We start from the raw sequence: 15,630 nt of genomic DNA on the forward strand, positions 1-15,630 counted from the left end.
GGACGTCCTGATGCTTATGCGTGCTGCGGCGCCATGGGCAATGCGGGCGCGTCCTGCTTCATCAGACGCGCTTCCAGCTTGTCGATATTCTCGAACAATCGCGCGCTGGCGAGACGCAGGAAGAAGAAACCGAATTCCGGATTCTGCACGTAGAGCTCTTCGACCTGGCTGTAGCTGACGCTGAGCACCATGCCGGGCTCGATACATTCCAGCGTCTGGGTGCGTTCGTTCAAGGGCGACAGCATGCCGAGTTCACCGACAATGGCGCCGACCGGCAATTCGATCCCGGATTCGACGAGACGATAACGGCCACTGACGATGTAGAACATGTCTTCGGCCTTCTCGTCCTTGTAAAACAACACCTCACCGGCCTTACAGGGACGCTTGGTCATGAACGGTTTCAGCCATTCCATCGACAGGTCCGAGTTCACCGACTTTTTCACATCCTGGACCAATTGCAGCATCTGGCGCAGGCGGTAGATGTTGAGTGGCAGCAGTACCGCATGCAGTGCCATGGTCGGATAGTTGTGGGTCGGGATCGAGATCGCGATCAGCAAGACATTGGCCATGATGCCAAACACCCGCAGCGGAATCATCGTCCGCATCGTGGCGGTCGCGACCACGAAGATCGTGGCGGCGGCGCTGCCAAAGTGATGGAGATAGGACATATCCATGGGAGCAAACCGGGTTTCCAGGAACGGCCGCACCGTCCTCCGCGACTATGAAGCGCGAATGACCGGGCCTTTGCAGCGGCAATATAGCCCATCTGGTTAAAATAGCCCGTGTTGCGACCCGCAAAAATCACGGAGTCGTGCGCAGATTGACGCGATCCGCCGGTGCGGGCACCGTCGCTCGCATCCCAAAGGAGAACAACATGTCGGAAACGACGGAAACCGCATCTGACCAGTCCTCGCCCCCCATTCTGACCATCGACGGCCCCCGCGCCACCATCCGCCTGAACCGCCCCCAAAAGCTGAACCGGCTGTCCCAGCTCGACCTGGACACCTTGGTACAGCTGTTCGATCGCGTAGAGGCCGATCGCGCCGTCCGGGTGCTGGTGCTCACCGGCACCGGCCGCGCTTTCAGCGCCGGCTTCGATCTCAATGCGATCTCCGAACGGGCTGCCAGCGAGCCCAAGCCCGTGGCCGAAGGTTCGTCCGGATCGGCCTTTGAGGCCGTGGCCAACCGGCTGGAGGACCTGGCGCTCCCGACGATCTGCCGGCTCAATGGCGGCGTCTATGGCGGCTCCACCGACCTGGCACTGGCCTGCGACTTCCGCATCGGCGTCGACACCTGCGAGATGTTCATGCCGGCCGCCCGGCTCGGGCTGCATTATTACAAGGGCGGCATCAAACGCTATGTGAGCCGGCTCGGGGTCGACAACGCCAAGCGATTGTTTCTCACCGCGCAGAAGCTGGAAGCCAGCGAACTGCTGCGGATCGGATACCTCACCGCCATGGTGCCGACCGAGGCGCTGGACGAGGAAGTCGACAAGCTCGCCATGATTCTGGCCGGCAACGCCCCGATCGCCATGCGCGGCATGAAGCAGGCGATCAACGAATTCGCCCGCGGTGAATTGGACGAAGCTGCCGCCGATCAGCGCGCGCGGGACAGCATGCGGGGCGATGAGATCAAGGAAGGCACGAAGGCGTTCGCGGAGAAACGGGCACCGAGGTTTTAAACGCTAAGCCTGTGGCACTTTTCTTCCCCTCTCCCCTTGCGGGAGAGGGTGTCTGAGCGAAGCGACGGCGGGAGAGGGGTAGCCGCGAAGCTCGGAGCTCGTGGCAGCCCCTCTCCCGTCTCGACCGCTTCGCGTTCGATCCACCCTCTCCCACGGCGCGCAGCTTCGCTGCGCTGGGGGAGAGGGGAAGTGAGCAGAGTCACTCCACAAACGTCGCGACGTCGTCCAACTGCGCGCGGTTCGTTCGGTAGCTGTTGACCTTGTGCTCGCGGTCCGGATAGCCGAACGAAATGCCGCAAACGACGCGGCGGTCGTCGCTCATGCCGAAATGCTGGCGCACCACGGCCGAGTGAAACGCCAGCGCCGCCTGCGGCACGGTCGCGAGGCCGAGCGCCTGCGCAGCCAGCATGAAATTGTTTACATAGCCGCCGCAGTCCACTGCGCCATAGACCCCGAGCGCTTCATCCGATGTGATGATCGCCACATGCGGCGCGCCGAAGAAGTTGAAGTTCTGCAGCGCCTGCTCGGCATAGGCCGTCTTGTCGCCGCGCGCGATACCCAGTGTGTTGTAAAGCTGGAAGCCGCTTTCGCGGCGGCGGTCCAGATAGACCCCGCGATATTCGCGCGGAAACGGGAAGTCGCCCGAATTCGGCGTACCCGCGGCCGCGACGGGATAGAGCACGTCGCGAAACTTCTTGGTGGCTTCACCCGACGTGATCGTGACCTGCCACGGCTGGCTGTTGCACCATGACGCGGTCTTCTGCGCGGCATTGAGAATGCGGTCGATGATGGCGCGCGGCACCTGCTCGGTCTTGTAGGCCCGGCAGGAGTAACGCGACGCGAGGAGATCTTCGAGCGTATCGATGGAGTCGGTCATGGGAGCCTCTGTCGTCGCGACTTCTTCCTTCTCCCCTTGTGGGAGAAGGTGGCACGGCCGAAGGCCGTGACGGATGAGGGGTACGGCTGGGCTCGGAGCTTGTGGCACCCCTCACCCGTCCGCGCTTCGCGCGGCCACCCTCTCCCACCTAGCGAAGCTTCGCTTCGCACGGGGGAGAGGGGAAGAAAGAGCTTACCGTCCCTTGGTCGGGACCTTGTTGAACGGCACGTCCTTGTCGACGCGGATGTCGCCCGGCAAACCGAGCACGCGCTCGGCGATGATGTTGCGCAGGATCTCGTCGGTGCCGCCGGCAATGCGCATCGAGGGCGAACCGAGGATCGTCGCCTGGAATTCGCCAGCAGCTTCCGCATCGGCGCCGACCAAGGCTCCGGAGGCGCCCTGCAGGTCGGCCGCGAACATCGCGATGTCCTGCATCATCATGCCGGAGACCAGCTTGCCGATGGAGTTCTCCGGACCCGGACGTTGGCCCTTCGACAGCGCCGAGATCGAGCGGTAGCTGGTGTATTTCAGGCCGGAATTCTTCACCGCCCAGCTTGCGAGCTTGGAGCGCACATTGGGATCGTCGATGGCGAGGCCGTCTTCCAGCATCAGGTTGCTGCAATACTCGAACAGCTCCGGGAAACCCGTGGCGACGCGGGAGCCGATCGACATGCGCTCATTCATCAGCGTGGTCAGCGACACGTTCCAGCCGTCACCGACGGCGCCGAGCCGCTGGCTATCCGGGATCCTTACATTGGTGAAGAACACCTCGTTGAATTCCTGCATGCCATTGGCCTGCTTGATCGGCTTTACCTCGACGCCCTCACTCTTCATGTCGAGGAAGAACATGGTGAGGCCCTTGTGCTTGGGCACATTCGGGTCAGTGCGGGTGATCAGGATGCCATAATCAGAGTAATGCGCGCCGGAGGTCCAGATCTTCTGGCCGTTGACGATCCAGTCGTCACCATCCTTCTCCGCGCGGGTACGAAGGCCAGCGACGTCGGAACCACCGGCGGGCTCGGAGAACAGCTGACACCAGACTTTCTCGCCGGAGGCCAGCGGCGGCAGATATTTGCGCTTCTGGTCTTCGGAGGCGTAGGCCATCACGGTCGGGCCGCACATGCCCTGCCCGATGGCGAAGGGCCGCGCGAGCTTGTCATAGACGCCCTCTTCCTGCTGCCAGATTACGCGCTCGATCGGCGTCGAGCCGCGGCCGCCATATTCCTTCGGCCAATGCAGACAGGCCCAGCCGGCATCGGCCTTCTTCTTCTGCCACGCCTTGGCGACATCGAGCATCGCGTCGCGCTTCTCGCTGGCGCGCTTCGCCGATGGCTTGGTCAGCTCAGCTTCCAGCTCCTTCGGTGCGTTCGCATCGATCCACTTGCGCGCGACGGCGCGGAATTCGGCTTCCTGCGGCGTGTCATCGAAATTCATGGCAGTCGTCCTTAATGAGAAAAGAAAGCGTAGGATGGGTAGAGCCCTTGCGAAACCCATCGATGGGCTTGCGCGGACATTGATGGGTTTCGCTGCGCTCTACCCATCCTACAGGCTGACTTATCGTCCCTTGGTCGGGATCTTGTTGAATGGCACGTCCTTGTCGACGCGAATGTCGCCGGGGAGACCCAGCACGCGCTCGGCGATGATGTTGCGCAGGATCTCGTCAGTGCCGCCTTCGACGCGCGTGGCGGGCGAGCGCAGCAGCATCGCCTGGAACTTGCCGGCGACCTCCGCATCCTCCGGCCCGTTGAGCACGCCGGCCGCACCCTGCAGATCGAGCGCATAGGTCGCGACATCCTGCAGCATGGCACCCGCAACGAGCTTGCCGATGGAGTTTTCCGGACCCGGACGTTCGCCGCGCGACAGCGCCGAGATCGCGCGGAAGCTGGTGTAGCGAAGTCCGCTGGCGCGCACCGCCCAGCTGGCGAGCCTGGAGCGCACCGCGGGATCGTCGATGGCCGGACCGTCATCGAGCATCAGGCCGTTGCAGAACTCGAACAGCTCCGGGAATCCCGTGGCAACATTGGCGCCGATCGCCATGCGCTCGTTCATCAGCGTGGTCAGCGACACGTTCCAGCCATCGCCGACCGCGCCGAGCCGCTGCGCATCGGGAATCCGCACGTCGGTGAAATACACCTCGTTGAACTCGGCCTGCCCGTTGGCTTGCTTGATCGGCTTCACCTCGACGCCCGGGCTCTTCATGTCCAGGAAGAACATGGTGAGGCCTTTGTGCTTCGGCACGGTGGGATCGGTACGGGTGATCAGGATGCCGTAGTCCGAGTAGTGCGCGCCGGAGGTCCAAATCTTCTGGCCGTTGATGACCCAGTCGTCACCGTCCTTTTCCGCGCGGGTGCGGAGACCCGCGACGTCGGATCCGCCGGCGGGTTCGGAGAACAACTGGCACCAGATCTTCTCACCGGACGCCAGCGGCGGCAGATACTGCCGCTTATGCTCCTCGGCGGCATAGGCCATCATGGTCGGGCCGCACATGCCGTGACCGATAATGAAGAGCGCGCCGAGCTTGCCGAACACGCCCTCTTCCTGCTGCCAGATCACCCGCTCGATGGGCGATGCGCCGCGGCCGCCATACTCCTTCGGCCAGTGCGGTACGGCCCAGCCGGCATCGGCCTTCTTCTTCTGCCAGGCTTTCGCGACTTCCAGAATATTCGCACTCTTGAGCTGAATGCGGCCAAGCGCAGCCTTCTTCAGTTCGTCTTCATATTGCTTGGGCGCATGGGCCGCGATCCAGGCTTTCGCCTCGGCGCGGAACGCGGCCTCCTGCGGGGTGTCATCAAAATTCATCGCGATTGGTCCTTACGCCGCGTTCTTCTGGCGCATGCGCTCGATCAACTGGTCTTCCCAATAGGACAGCGAGCCGAGCCCAACCGCCACCGCGTTGGAGCGGCGGTAGTAGAGGTGGCAGTCGAACTCCCAGGTGAAGCCCATGCCGCCATGAACCTGGATGTTGTTCTTCGAGCAGTGCTGGAATGCCTGCGTCGCGCTGATGCGTGCTGCAGCGGCGGCTTCTGGCAGTTCGGACGCGTTGGTCGAGAGCGCCCAGGCGCCGTAATAGCAATTCGAGCGCGCCAGCGTCGCGGAGACATACATGTCCGCGAGCATGTGCTTCACAGCCTGGAAAGAGCCGATCTGGCGGCCGAAGGCAATGCGGTCGAGCGCGTAGTCGCGGCCCATTTCCAGCGCGCGGTCGGAACCGCCGACCTGTTCGAAGCCGATCAACACCGCGGCGCGGTCGAGCACCTGCGAGAGGATGCTCCAGCCTTCATTCGCAGCGCCGAGCAGCTCAGCCTTGACATTCTTGAACGAGATCTCGGCCTGATTGCGCGAGGGATCGATGGATGTCAGTGCCTTGGCCTCGACGCCCTCGCTGGTGAGATCGACAAGATACAGCGCGATGTCGGTATCGCGGCCAGTCGAACCGGTGCGCGCGGCGACGATTGCGAAGTCAGCGATGGCGCCATCGGCCACCGGCTTCTTGGTGCCGTTGAGCACGCCGTTAGCCGCGGTGAGCTTGATCGCCTTTGGCGACGGATTACCGGAACCTTCGAACAGCGCCAGCGTGCCGACGGCATTGCCCTGTGCAATCGCCGGCAGCCACTTCTGCTTTTGCGCATCGGAACCGGCGAGCAGCAGCGCTTCTGCGGCGAGGTAGACCGTCGAGGAGAACGGCACCGGGGCGAGTGCACGGCCCATTTCCTCGGCGATCACGCAGAGTTCGAGATGACCGGCACCCGAGCCGCCAAAGGCTTCCGGGATGGCAACGCCGAGGAAGCCCATATCCGCAAGGCCCTTCCAGAGCTCGCGATCATAGGGCGCCTTGCCGTCGATCACGGCGCGCACAGCCTTCGGCGGGCACTTCTCGGTGAGAAAACGCCGGGCCTCATCGCGGAGCTGCTTCTGGTCGTCGGAGAAATCGAAGTTCATGGCGGTGTACTCTGTTCTGATCGATGAAAGTCTAGTTGAGGATGATGACGTCTTCGCCGGGGTGCTCGGCGTAAAGCTGGGCGACCAGTGCCGCGCGGCGTTCGAGGCCGGCGCGCTGGTTGATGTAGCCCTTGTCAGTGAGTTCGTTGCCGTCGATGGACGCCGGCTCGACCATGAACATCGCGCGCGCAATGCGCCTGCTGCTGGCGCCTTCGCACGACGCATTATGTGCCTGCAGCCCCTTCTTCAGACAGGCAAGAACCGCAGGATGTTTCACCACATCGGCAAATGTCGCCTCGGGCTCGCCGATCATGATGCGGCAGGCCGGCAGGTTGGGCCAGGCGAGCACGCCGATATAGGGGCGATCCTGTCCCGTGATCAGCGCGTCCTGCACCACCGGCGTCGCCGCAGCGATCACATCGGTGCGCAACGAGCCGACATGCACGAAGGTGCCGGTCGTCAGCTTGAAGTCCTCCACCACGCGGCCGGAGAAGATCAGGCCCTGCACGGGGTCATTGTCGTCGACGAAAATGCCAGCGTCGCCGATCTTGTAGAAGCCTTCCTCGTCGAAGGCCGCTTTGGTGAGGTCCGGCTGGCGATAGTAGCCCGGCATCACGTTGACGCCGCGCAAGCGCAACTCGTATTTCGAATCCACCGGCACCATCTTGAGTTCGACGCCGGGGAACGGCAGGCCGATCAGGCCGACGCGCTCTGTGTCCCAATAGGTGCCGGTCGAGGTCGGCGAGGTCTCGGTGCAGCCCCAACCGGTATAGAACACGATGCGCTCGCCGGTGGCGCGCACGGCCAGCGCCTGCATCCGGTCGTAGAGATCGTCAGGGAGACGCGCGCCGCCATAGGCCATCAGATTCAGGTTCTTGAAGAACGAGCGCGCCAGCGCATCGTCTTTCTCCATCGCGCTGGCGATGGCAGCATAGCCGGCGGGAACATTGGCGTAATAGGTCGGCGAGATTTCGCGCAGATTGCGCAATGTCTCGTCGATCATGCCCGGCATTGGACGGCCATCGTCGATATAGAGCGTGCCGCCATCGATCAGCAGCGGGTTGAACAAAGCGTTGCCGCCCATGGTGTGATTCCACGGCATCCAGTCGAGATAGACCGGCGGCTGCGCGTTCGGATCGCGCGGGCGCGTCTGCATCATCATCGCGGCATTCGCCGTCATCATCCGCTGCGTGTTGATGACCGCCTTGGGCATGCCGGTGGAGCCCGAGGTGAACAGCAGCTTGCCGACCGTATCGGGCATGATCTGGGCGAGCGATGCGTCGACCGTGGGCGTAACCATGGTCGCGACCATGTCGGCATAGGCGGTGCTGGCGATCCCCGTCGGCGGGCGCGCCACATGGATGATCTTGATGTCGGTGAGATCGAGCGCATCCAGCGCCTTCTGGAAGGTCGGCCCGTCCTGCACCATGACCGCGACAGGCTTGATCAGGTCGAACAGATATTTGAGCTTGGCGTGATCCTGGCTCATCAGCGAATAGGCCGGCGACACCGGCGCTGCCGGATGCCGCGCCTGCATCGCCGCCATGGTCATTAGTGCATGCTCGACGGAATTGCCCGAAAGGATCGCAACCGGTCCATCGGCCGCGAGCTTCATGTCGAGTAGCGCCTGGGTCAGCGCATCGGCGGTCCGCTTCGCCTCGCCATAGCTGAGCCGACGCCATTGCCGGTCATCGCCGGCGCGCTGGGCCAGCCAGGTGTGATCGGGACGCTCCTTGGCCCACTTCGCCAGAGACGCCGGCAGATGCGTCTCATAGGGCATCAACGGTATCAGCGACTTCATGACGATGACGCCGTCCGGCCGGCGCTCGACATCGATGTCGCGCTCCATCCAGTGGATCTTGCGGAAGGCGGGCTTTGTCAGCACCGCGGCAGCCTGCGGGTTCATGTGGTTTCTCCCAAAACCGTTCTTATCGAACCACGGTCTCGTTTGTCGGACCTTGTATTCGTTGCGTGAGATCACGCTTCAACGTGTGACGTAAACCGGCTTTCGTTTCTCGATGAATGCGCGGATGCCTTCCTCGAAATCTTCCGAGCGGCTGCACAGCACCTGATTGCGATCTTCCATGGCGATGACGGCCTCGATCGAGCCGGCATCGACGGACATGTTGATGCATTCCTTGGACAGCCGCAGCCCCACCGGCGACGCGGTCATCATCGCATCGACATAGGGCGCAGCGGCGGCTTCGAGTTGACCGTCGTCGACAACTTCCGACACCAACCCAACAGCCAGCGCGCGATCGGCATGGATGAAGCGGCCGGTGAGGATCAGTTCAGAGGCGACGGAGACACCGACGAGACGCGGCAGGAAATAGCTTGAGCCGATGTCGCAGCCGCCGAGGCCGAGCTTGATGAAGGCGCAGTTCATGCGCGCCGACTTGGCGGCGATGCGGATATCTGCGGCGAGCGCCAGCGCGAAACCGCCGCCGGCGGCAGCACCCTGCACCAGCGCGATGATCGGCTGCGGACAGCGGCGCATCAGCATCACGATATCCGCGATGCGGCGCTGGGAATCCAGCGACTCGGTGACGGTGCGCGGCGCATTCTGCCCGGAGCGCACGGCCATTGCGTGTTTGAGATCGAGCCCGGCGCAGAAATTGGCGCCGGCACCCTTGAGGACGACCACGCGTGTCTTGCGATTGCGCTGCAGGCTTTCGAAATAGTCGTTTAGTGCGTCGATCAGAGCAGGATCGAGCGCGTTGAGACTGTCCGGACGATTAAGCGTCACCCGGTCCACGCCATCGTCGTGTTCGATCAGCAGTGGATTAGACACACGCGCTCTCCCGTTTCACTCGTTGGCGCCTTGCCGACGCTCATTGCCGCGCCCTCTCCCCTTGCGGGAGAGGGCAGCGCAGGAGTTAGAAACAAACTCACTTGGGAGAGGGGCGCCACAACGAGCCCTCTCCCGCCTTCGCTTGCTCAGGCACCCTCTCCCGCGGCGCGCGGCTACGCCGCGCTGGGGGAGAGGGGAAGACAAGTACTACCGCGGCGCCATACGGATGGCGCCGTCGAGGCGGATGGTTTCGCCGTTCAGCATCGGATTCTCGACGATGTGGACCGCAAGGTTGCCGTATTCCGAGGCGTCGCCGAGGCGGGCCGGATGCGGCACCTGCGCGCCCAGGCTAGCGCGGGCTTCCTCGTTGAGGCCCATCAGCAGCGGCGTCAGGAACAGGCCCGGCGCGATGGTGTTGACGCGGATCTTGCTGGAGGCGAGATCGCGGGCGGCCGGCAGCGTGAGGCCGACAACGCCCCCCTTCGAGGCGGAGTAGGCGATCTGGCCGATCTGGCCTTCATAGGCGGCGACGCTGGCGGTGTTGATGATGACGCCGCGTTCCTCGCCGATCGGTTCGGCGGTGGCAAGCTGCTCGGCGAACAGGCGCAGGCAGTTGAAGGTGCCGATCAAGTTCACCATGATGACATTGGTGAACTTCTCGAGCGGATAAACGCCCTGCTTGCCGACGATGCGCTGCGAACCGCCGATACCGGCGCAGTTCATCAGCACGCGCGCGGTACCATGCGCAGCCGCTGCCTTGGCGAGCGCCGCCTTCACGTCACTCTCGCTGGTGACATCGCCGACGGTAGCAACGCCCTTCACTTCGGCAGCGACCTTCTCGGCATTGTCCTGCGCGCGGTCGAACACGGCGACCTTGGCGCCCTTGGCAGCCATCGCGCGCGCGGTTGCGGCGCCCAGTCCCGAGCCACCGCCGGTGATGAATACGGCTACGTCTTTCAGCTGCATGGATAGAGCCTTTCCTTGGGCGTTTCTGATCGTTTCTTGAATTCTTGAGTCGCGACGAAGAAGAAAAAGAAGAAGAAGAAGTGGTCCTTGGGCGTTTTCTTGGTTGTTGTTCTTGAAACTGATCCTTGGGCGTTTCTTATTTTGGTTCTTGAATTTTGTTCCTTGGGCGTTTCCCGACGTTTTTGAATTTTCTTGGCAGTTTTCCTTGGGCCGTTTCTTCTGAGCTCGTGATGTCAGGCCTTGGCGGCCTTCTTGTTTGTGAGGATTCCGCCGAGCAGCATCGCTTCCATATGGGCGACGTAGTCGCGGCAGACTTCATCGGTCACCGGGCCGACGCCAATGGCGCGCGACATGGCATGACGGCTGAAGAACAGGTTGTCGCAGGCGCCGATCAGGCTGGTGTAGAACAACACCGGATCGACCTTGCGAAATTCGCCGGATTCAAGTCCCTCGGCCAGCAGGCGGCGATGGAAGCCGAGCAGCGGCCCCACGAAGAACTTCGATACTTCGTCGGCTGCCTCGTTGCTGCTCTCATGCAGCAAGTAGTGGATCAGCCGGTTCATATAGGGAAACTGGTAATAGGCCTTGATGATGCCGGCGATGTGCAGCCGCAGTTTTGCAGTGGCCGAGATCGGCTGCGCCAGCAGATATTCCAGATTGGTCATCTCGGTGGCGGCATCGCGCGCGAGCAGCGCCAGCAGCAAGCCGTCCTTATTGCCGAAATGATATTTCACCAGCGCCGCATTGACCCCGGACTGCTGCGCAATCTCGCTCAGCGACACCTCGATGGAGTTGCTGGCAATCATCAGCTCGCTCGCCGCGAGCAACAGCTTGTCGGCCGTCGGATTACGGGCAGCGGCGGTTTTCACAGAGGTGCTGGGGTTCAAAGTCGGTGCCATTCGGAGCGCAGATAATACGAACAATCGGCCGCACTCAAGAGTTAATTGACCGATTGACTAAACTCTCCGCGGACACTTAAATCCCGCGCATTCAACGCCACGAAAAACGCCGCCAAACAAGGCAAAAAAGGGAGATCACGCATGGCCGAGGCCTATATCGTTGCCGCTGCACGCACCGCCGGTGGCCGCAAGGGCGGGCGTTTAGCCGGCTGGCACCCGGCCGACCTCGCAGCCTCGGTTTTGAACACGCTGGTTGAACGCACCGGCGCAGATCCCGCCTCGGTTGAGGACGTCATCATGGGCTGCGTCGGTCAGGGCGGCGAGCAGGCCGTCAACGTCGCGCGCAACGCGGTGCTGGCCTCGAAGCTTCCGGAAAGCGTGCCGGGCACCTCCATCGACCGCCAGTGCGGTTCATCGCAGCAGGCGCTGCATTTCGCCGCCCAGGCCGTGATGGCTGGCTCTATGGACATCGTGATCGCCGCCGGCGTCGAGAGCATGACCCGCGTGCCAATGGGCTCGCCAAGCATTCTCGCGTCCAAGGCCGGCATGGGCCACTACAAGAGCCCCGGCATGGAAGCGCGCTATCCCAACATCCAGTTCAGCCAGTTCACCGGCGCCGAGATGGTCGCCGAGAAATACGGACTGTCGAAGGATGACCTCGACACATACGCTTTCCAGAGCCATCAGCGCGCTATTGCCGCGACCGAGGCCGGCCGGTTCAAGGACGAAATCATCCCGCTGCAGATCACCCGCGCCGATGGCACCACGGACACCCATCACATCGACGAGGGCATCCGCTTCGACGCCACGCTCGACGGCATCAGGGGCGTCAAGCTGATCGCTGAGAACGGCAAGCTCACTGCAGCATCCGCCAGCCAGATCTGCGACGGCGCGTCGGGCGTGATGGTTGTCAACGAGAAGGGCCTCAAGCAACTCGGCATCAAGCCGCTGGCGCGCATCCACCACATGACCATGATGGGCGGCGATCCCGTGATCATGCTGGAAGCGCCCCTGCCCGCCACCAAGCGCGCGCTCGAAAAGGCCGGAATGAAGATCGACGACATCGACCTGTTCGAAGTCAACGAAGCCTTCGCCTCGATCCCGACCGCTTGGCTGAAAGCCACCGGCGCCGATCCAAAGCGCCTCAACGTCAATGGCGGCGCCATCGCGCTCGGCCATCCGCTCGGCGGCTCCGGCACCAAGCTGATGACCACGCTGGTCCATACACTTCAGCAGACGGGCAAGCGCTACGGGCTGCAGACCATGTGCGAAGGCGGCGGCATGGCCAATGTGACGATCGTGGAGAGGTTGTAATTTTCTTCCCTTCTCCCCTAGCGCTGCGTAGCAGCGCGACGTGGGAGAGGGTGGATCGAACACGCGAAGCGGGTTCGAGACGGGAGAGGGCCCGCGACTGGCCATACCCCTCTCCCGCCTTTCGCTTCGCTCAGGCACCCTCTCCCACAAGGGGAGAGGGGACGTAAGAAAACTAAACCACACCACGAGCGGAAAAATCCGCCGGTCTTCGAGGAAACACCAAGGAATTCTCCATGACGCATCCGTCGATTCACGCGAAGACCAGTCCCGACAAGATTGCCTACCGCATGGCCGGCTCCGGCCAGGCGCTCAGCTATCGCGAACTCGACGAACGTTCCAACCGCGGCGCGCAGTTGTTTCGCTCGCTAGGACTCAAGGCCGGCGATCACATCGCGCTCTTGATGGAGAATCGCCTCGACTTCATGGAGATCTGCTGGGCTGCACAGCGCGCCGGGCTCTATTACACGGCGATCAGCCGCTACCTCACGCAGGACGAGATCGCCTATATCGTGAAAGACTGCGGCGCACGGGTTGTCATCACCTCCGAGAAATGCGCCGATGTGGTTGCACCGCTGATCACCAACACGGCGGAGCCGATGTTCTATATCGTCGACGGTTCGCGCACCGGTTTCCGCGACTGGAATGCCGCCCTCGCCACTCAGCCCGCCACGCCGATTGCCGACGAGGTTGCCGGCTACGACATGCTGTATTCGTCGGGCACGACGGGCCGCCCCAAGGGCATCAAGCGCGCCTCGGAGAACAATCCGATCGACGTGCCCAATCCGTTCCTGAAGCTGCTCTGCGCGAACATGTGCGGCATGACATCGGACTCGATCTATCTGTCACCGGCGCCGCTGTATCACGCGGCTCCATTACGTTTTAACATGATGGCGATCACGCTCGGCGGCACGTCGGTGATCATGGAGCATTTCGACGCCGAGGAATTCCTCAAGCTTGTCGAAAAGTACAAGATCACCCAGTCGCAGCTGGTGCCGACCATGTTCGTGCGCATGCTGAAGCTGCCGGATGAAATCCGTTTGAAATACAATGTCTCTTCATTGAACGGCGCGATCCATGCCGCAGCCCCCTGCCCCGTCGACGTCAAGGCGCGGATGATCGACTGGTGGGGACCGATCCTGATCGAATATTACGCCGGCTCCGAAGGCAACGGCGTCACCGTGTCGAACTCGCAGCAGTGGCTGTCGCATCGCGGGACCGTCGGCAAGGCTGTGGTCGGCAGCGTCAAGATCGTCAATGAAGAAGACCAGGAAGCGCCGACCGGCGAAATCGGCACGGTGTATTTCGCCGATACGCCGCAGTTCAGCTATCACAACGATCCCGAGAAGACGAAGCGCGCCTATAACGCGCGCGGCTGGTCCACCCTCGGCGATGTCGGCTATCTCGATGACGAAGGCTTCCTCTACCTCACCGACCGCAAGTCCTACATGATCATTTCCGGCGGTGTGAACATCTATCCGCAGGAGACCGAGGACATTCTCATCACCCATCCGGACATCGCCGATGTTGCGGTGTTCGGCGTGCCGAACGAGGAGATGGGCGAAGAGGTCAAGGCCGTGGTGCAGCCGCACGACATGAGCCGCGCCGGCAAGGCGCTGGAGGCCGAATTGATCTTGTACTGCCGCAAGCATCTGTCCCCGATCAAATGCCCCAAGAGCATCGACTTCGAGCCGGAATTGCCGCGTACGCCGACCGGCAAGCTGGTGAAGCGCCATTTGCGGGACAAGTACTGGCCGAAGAAGGAAAAGGCGTCGGCCTAGACCTCGCCCTTGCGGCATTGCAGTCGCCGCGGTAATCCGCCGTGATGTCGCAAGTTCATCCATCATGACCGCCGGCCTGCTGATCTCCGCAGCACGTTCCGGCGCGGGCAAGACCACGGTTACGCTCGGCCTGCTCGCCGCGCTCGGGCGGCGCGGCATGGTACTGCGTGCGGCCAAGGCCGGGCCCGATTATATCGACCCTGCCTTTCACGCGGTCGCCACCGGCGCTCCCTGCATCAATCTCGATAGCTGGACCATGCCGCCCTCGCTGCTGCAGGCGCTGATGGCTGGCACCACCGAAGCCGCCGATCTGCTGGTGGTCGAAGGCGTTATGGGCCTGTTCGACGGTGTGCCCGGCGTCGCCGACCGAGACGGTAGCAGCGCCAGTATCGCCGCGCGCTTCAATCTACCGGTGCTGCTGGTGCTCGACGTGACCGCGCAATCGCAATCCGCCGCCGCCATGGTGCGCGGCTTTGCCAGTCATCGTCCTGACGTGCACGTCGCCGGCGTGATCCTGAACCGCGTCGGCAGCGATCGCCACCGCCGCCTTATCACGGACGCCATCGCGCCGCTCGGCATCCCCGTCGTCGGCGCCATTCCGCGGGATGCCGCACTGGCGCTGCCAGAGCGTCATCTCGGCCTCATCCAGGCTGGCGAACACGGCGACCTTGCCACACGGATGGACGTACTCGCCGGCATGGCGGAGAAGCACCTCGATCTCGATACCATCATCGCGCTGGCTGCGCCGATCGACGGACAGCCGGCCCGCAATGCCGCGCCGGCCTTACCGCCGCCGGGTCAGCGCATTGCATTGGCCGCTGATGCTGCCTTCACCTTCATCTATCCGCACCTGATTGACGGCTGGCGCAATGCCGGCGCGGAGGTCGTCCGCTTCTCACCGCTGGCCAATGAAGCTCCGCCGGATGATTGTGATGCATGCTGGCTGCCAGGCGGCTATCCCGAACTTCACGTGGCAACGCTTGCCTCGGCGCAAAGATTCCGCGACGGGCTGGTGCGCTTCGCACAGACACGTTCGGTCCATGGCGAGTGCGGCGGCTATATGGTGCTCGGTGAAGGCCTGGAGGATGCCGACGGCAACCGGCATGCGATGACGGGGCTGCTCAGCCACACGACGAGTTTCCACAAGCGGCACTTGCATCTCGGCTATCGCGAGGCGCGATTGCTATCCGACAGTCCGATCGGACCAAAGGGATCGCTCATCCGCGGCCATGAATTTCACTATGCGTCACTGATTGATCCGGGCAGCGACGACCCGCTGGTCGATCTCCGCAACGCGCAGGCCGAACCCATGGCAGAGCGCGGCGGACGGCGCGGCCATGTCACCGGCACGTTTTTCCACGCGATTGCGCGGGTCGATGGCTAAC

Annotated in this window: 13 protein-coding genes; 4 read left to right on the forward strand and 9 right to left on the reverse strand. The window is 62.9% G+C overall.

The genetic code is table 11. The features are described from left to right. Positions 1-14 precede the first annotated feature (14 nt). Positions 15-674 carry a Crp/Fnr family transcriptional regulator gene (locus BLW80_RS03715; protein ID WP_089265467.1) on the reverse strand — a complete coding sequence of 220 codons (660 nt, stop codon included), beginning with the start codon at positions 672-674 and terminating at the stop codon, positions 15-17. Between the two features lie 200 nt (positions 675-874). Between BLW80_RS03715 and BLW80_RS03720 the strand changes: the two genes are divergently transcribed. After that, on the forward strand, positions 875-1,681 hold the full coding sequence (locus BLW80_RS03720) for an enoyl-CoA hydratase/isomerase family protein (protein ID WP_093757332.1): 807 nt from the start codon (positions 875-877) through the stop codon (positions 1,679-1,681). Between the two features lie 199 nt (positions 1,682-1,880). Here the strand turns inward: BLW80_RS03720 and BLW80_RS03725 are convergent, their stop codons facing one another. The 8 genes from BLW80_RS03725 to BLW80_RS03760 all read right to left on the reverse strand — a co-directional run bounded on the left by BLW80_RS03725 (position 1,881) and on the right by BLW80_RS03760 (position 11,153). Then, on the reverse strand, positions 1,881-2,558 hold the full coding sequence (locus tag BLW80_RS03725) for a nitroreductase (protein WP_093756854.1): 678 nt from the start codon (positions 2,556-2,558) through the stop codon (positions 1,881-1,883). A 192-nt stretch (positions 2,559-2,750) separates the two neighbouring features. Continuing rightward, complete coding sequence (locus tag BLW80_RS03730) at positions 2,751-3,992, reverse strand: acyl-CoA dehydrogenase (RefSeq protein WP_093756855.1); 1,242 nt, start codon at positions 3,990-3,992, stop codon at positions 2,751-2,753. A 120-nt stretch (positions 3,993-4,112) separates the two neighbouring features. Continuing rightward, on the reverse strand, positions 4,113-5,357 hold the full coding sequence (locus BLW80_RS03735; protein ID WP_093756856.1) for an acyl-CoA dehydrogenase: 1,245 nt from the start codon (positions 5,355-5,357) through the stop codon (positions 4,113-4,115). A gap of 12 nt (positions 5,358-5,369) precedes the next feature. Further along, on the reverse strand, positions 5,370-6,497 hold the full coding sequence (locus BLW80_RS03740; RefSeq protein ID WP_092145058.1) for an acyl-CoA dehydrogenase family protein: 1,128 nt from the start codon (positions 6,495-6,497) through the stop codon (positions 5,370-5,372). A gap of 31 nt (positions 6,498-6,528) precedes the next feature. Further along, on the reverse strand, positions 6,529-8,403 hold the full coding sequence (locus BLW80_RS03745; protein WP_093756857.1) for an AMP-binding protein: 1,875 nt from the start codon (positions 8,401-8,403) through the stop codon (positions 6,529-6,531). Between the two features lie 78 nt (positions 8,404-8,481). Continuing rightward, positions 8,482-9,288, reverse strand: a complete 807-nt coding sequence (locus BLW80_RS03750) for an enoyl-CoA hydratase/isomerase family protein (RefSeq protein WP_093756858.1) — start codon at positions 9,286-9,288, stop codon at positions 8,482-8,484. Positions 9,289-9,495: 207 nt separating this feature from the next. Then, positions 9,496-10,254 (reverse strand): SDR family NAD(P)-dependent oxidoreductase, encoded by a 759-nt coding sequence (locus BLW80_RS03755; protein WP_093756859.1) that lies wholly within the window; start codon positions 10,252-10,254, stop codon positions 9,496-9,498. Between the two features lie 233 nt (positions 10,255-10,487). Beyond that, positions 10,488-11,153 carry a TetR family transcriptional regulator gene (locus tag BLW80_RS03760; RefSeq protein ID WP_093756860.1) on the reverse strand — a complete coding sequence of 222 codons (666 nt, stop codon included), beginning with the start codon at positions 11,151-11,153 and terminating at the stop codon, positions 10,488-10,490. A gap of 141 nt (positions 11,154-11,294) precedes the next feature. Here BLW80_RS03760 and BLW80_RS03765 point away from each other — a divergent pair, with 141 nt between their 5' ends. The 3 genes from BLW80_RS03765 (at position 11,295) to BLW80_RS03775 (ending at position 15,629) form a co-directional block, all read left to right on the forward strand. Next, on the forward strand, positions 11,295-12,467 hold the full coding sequence (locus BLW80_RS03765; protein WP_093756861.1) for an acetyl-CoA C-acetyltransferase: 1,173 nt from the start codon (positions 11,295-11,297) through the stop codon (positions 12,465-12,467). 233 nt (positions 12,468-12,700) lie between these two features. Further along, positions 12,701-14,245: an acyl-CoA synthetase gene (locus BLW80_RS03770; RefSeq protein ID WP_093756862.1), complete on the forward strand. Its 1,545-nt coding sequence runs from the start codon at positions 12,701-12,703 to the stop codon at positions 14,243-14,245. Between the two features lie 64 nt (positions 14,246-14,309). Further along, positions 14,310-15,629: a cobyrinic acid a,c-diamide synthase CobB gene (locus BLW80_RS03775; protein WP_093756863.1), complete on the forward strand. Its 1,320-nt coding sequence runs from the start codon at positions 14,310-14,312 to the stop codon at positions 15,627-15,629. Position 15,630: the final 1 nt, after the last annotated feature.

The sequence above is a fragment of the Tardiphaga sp. OK245 genome (genome assembly GCF_900108575.1).
GTDB classification, from domain to species: Bacteria; Pseudomonadota; Alphaproteobacteria; order Rhizobiales; family Xanthobacteraceae; genus Tardiphaga; species Tardiphaga robiniae.

Coding starts and splice junctions, on each gene's coding strand:
- BLW80_RS03735 (WP_093756856.1), bottom strand. CDS start 5,357: ATGAATTTTGATGACACCCCGCAGGAGGCCGCGTTCCGCGCCGAGGCG.
- BLW80_RS03730 (WP_093756855.1), bottom strand. CDS start 3,992: ATGAATTTCGATGACACGCCGCAGGAAGCCGAATTCCGCGCCGTCGCG.
- BLW80_RS03725 (WP_093756854.1), bottom strand. CDS start 2,558: ATGACCGACTCCATCGATACGCTCGAAGATCTCCTCGCGTCGCGTTAC.
- BLW80_RS03775 (WP_093756863.1), top strand. CDS start 14,310: ATGACCGCCGGCCTGCTGATCTCCGCAGCACGTTCCGGCGCGGGCAAG.
- BLW80_RS03720 (WP_093757332.1), top strand. CDS start 875: ATGTCGGAAACGACGGAAACCGCATCTGACCAGTCCTCGCCCCCCATT.
- BLW80_RS03770 (WP_093756862.1), top strand. CDS start 12,701: ATGACGCATCCGTCGATTCACGCGAAGACCAGTCCCGACAAGATTGCC.
- BLW80_RS03740 (WP_092145058.1), bottom strand. CDS start 6,497: ATGAACTTCGATTTCTCCGACGACCAGAAGCAGCTCCGCGATGAGGCC.
- BLW80_RS03760 (WP_093756860.1), bottom strand. CDS start 11,153: ATGGCACCGACTTTGAACCCCAGCACCTCTGTGAAAACCGCCGCTGCC.
- BLW80_RS03715 (WP_089265467.1), bottom strand. CDS start 674: ATGGATATGTCCTATCTCCATCACTTTGGCAGCGCCGCCGCCACGATC.
- BLW80_RS03765 (WP_093756861.1), top strand. CDS start 11,295: ATGGCCGAGGCCTATATCGTTGCCGCTGCACGCACCGCCGGTGGCCGC.
- BLW80_RS03745 (WP_093756857.1), bottom strand. CDS start 8,403: ATGAACCCGCAGGCTGCCGCGGTGCTGACAAAGCCCGCCTTCCGCAAG.
- BLW80_RS03755 (WP_093756859.1), bottom strand. CDS start 10,254: ATGCAGCTGAAAGACGTAGCCGTATTCATCACCGGCGGTGGCTCGGGA.